Source organism: Carboxylicivirga caseinilyticus, assembly GCF_050589785.1.
Classification (GTDB): domain Bacteria; phylum Bacteroidota; class Bacteroidia; order Bacteroidales; family Marinilabiliaceae; genus Carboxylicivirga; species Carboxylicivirga caseinilyticus.
On record NZ_JBNGOX010000091.1, the window covers coordinates 1 to 1977 of the forward strand.

2 protein-coding genes are annotated in these 1977 nt (G+C 41.0%); both read left to right on the top strand.

The window, feature by feature from the left end:
* The first annotated feature begins 220 nt into the window (after positions 1-220).
* A complete protein-coding gene (locus tag ACRD62_RS22295) occupies positions 221-985 on the top strand; it encodes a tyrosine-type recombinase/integrase (RefSeq protein ID WP_430822293.1) in 765 nt (254 codons plus the stop codon).
* Positions 982-1977 (top strand): IS91 family transposase (locus ACRD62_RS22300; protein ID WP_430822294.1); only part of this gene is annotated, 996 nt, incomplete at its 3' end. The genes ACRD62_RS22295 and ACRD62_RS22300, both read left to right, overlap by 4 nt.

The following is a 1977-nucleotide window of genomic DNA, read 5'->3' on the forward strand; positions in this document are numbered from 1 at the left end:
TGTTGCACTAAACCTAAAGGTAGCTAAAGTCCGTTGCCCTTGCTACCTTTATTTGTGTTAATAAAATATTGTATCATGAAAAAAAAGCTTTACCAGAATCGATGAAGCTCGTTCTTCATTACCTAAATTTAACGAATTATACATTAAACTGGAACGACATATTGCAATAACCGGCAAAAGCCTGAGTACCTTACAAAACTATGGTCGATGTCTGTCTACCATGGCATTACATTTTAACAGTTGTCCCACCGAACTCGAAGAGGATCAGGTGTTGGATTATTTACATTATTTAAAAAGCAAAAGTCGTACTCCATCCTCTTCTTATTTTAAGCATACGGTTTATGGTTTGCGATTAGCTTATAAATTATCAGGTGTTCCTTCCAAACAAATCTTCTTACCCAAATTAAAGCTTCCTAAGAAGTTACCTGTAGTCCTGAGTCAATCAGAAGTGAAACGTCTGATAAAAGCTGCTCCGTTACTAAAACATCAACTGATTATTGGACTATTATATGGTTGTGGTCTTCGACGTTTCGAATTGATCAACCTTCAAATTAGAGATGTTGATGTGGATCGACAAATGCTGTATATCCGTGAAGGGAAAGGTCGTAAAGACCGTTATGTACCTCTTGGCTGTTTACTGGTAAGAGGATTACAAAAATACCTTCAGGTAGAAAAGCCATATCTCTGGTTGTTCAACGGAAGAGGTCCTGACGGGAATCTGCAACAGTATTCTCCAACCGGAGTTCAATGGGCCATTCGTGAAGCAGCAAAAAAAGCCGGTATTCAAAAACGCGTAACCTCGCATGTTTTGCGACATACCTATGCCACTCATCTGCTAGAGATGGGCTTGGACATTATGACGCTGAAAGACCTGCTGGGCCATGTCGATATCAAAACCACTCTTGTTTACCTTCATGTGGCGCAACTGGATAAAGAGCGTGCCTTCTCTCCATTGGATCGACTCTACCATAAATCCAGATCATGAAGCCCCGGTATGAAGTGGCTGATGTTCTTCAATTAGAACACGACCACCTAGAGACACTTTGTTTCAACAGCTGGCAAGCTCGTGCCTTATATGCTTTATCTGTATGCCGAACCGCCCAGTTAGGTGGTCATATCGATCGTTGTGATCATCCCGATTGTCATGCTCTCCATTTAAGTTATAACAGCTGTCGTAATCGTCATTGCCCCAAATGTCAGGGACATAAACGAGAAGAATGGATACGCAAACGAGAATCGGACCTTTTGAATACTACTTACTTTCATTTGGTCTTTACTTTGCCTGATACACTGAATCGTTTGGCTCTGCATCAGCCTGCTTTACTTTATACACTACTATTTAAAGTAGTTTGGAGTGTAGTACAAAGCTTTGCTGCTGATCGTAAATGGCTGGGAGCCCAAACAGGTATGGTTACCATCCTGCATACCTGGGGACAAAACCTGAGTCTGCATCCTCATTTGCATTGTATTGTTCCGGGAGGAGGAATTTCCGCCCGACAAAAATGGAAATCGGTGCAAAGAACCAATAAGTTTCTGTTTCCGGTAAAAGCCTTAAGCAAAGTGTTCAGAGCTCGTATGATGCAGGCCCTGCGACAAAAAGTATCATTGAATCAGCAAGAGTCCAAACAACTGATGAGTCATCCATGGGTTGTGTATTGTAAACAGCCTTTCTTTGGCCCTTCGCAGGTAATTGAATATCTGGGACGTTACACTCATAAAACAGCTATTAGTAACCATCGGATCAAAAGTATAGATGAAAACACCATTACTTTTTCAGCTAAAGATTATCGACAAGGTGGTAAAAGATACTTACTAACGCTTACTCATTCTGAATTTATTCGTCGCTTTGCCTTGCATATCCTGCCTAAAGCTTTTGTTCGAATACGGCATTATGGAATATTATCTTCAGCTATCAAGCAAAAGGTGCGTGATGTAGTAGAACTACAAATCGGCAAAGCTCGGATTTCATTCAGGCCA

Bases quoted from the DNA above. Each gene is read 5' to 3' on its own strand.
- ACRD62_RS22295 (WP_430822293.1), top strand. From the start codon at position 221: ATGGCATTACATTTTAACAGTTGTCCCACCGAACTCGAAGAGGATCAG.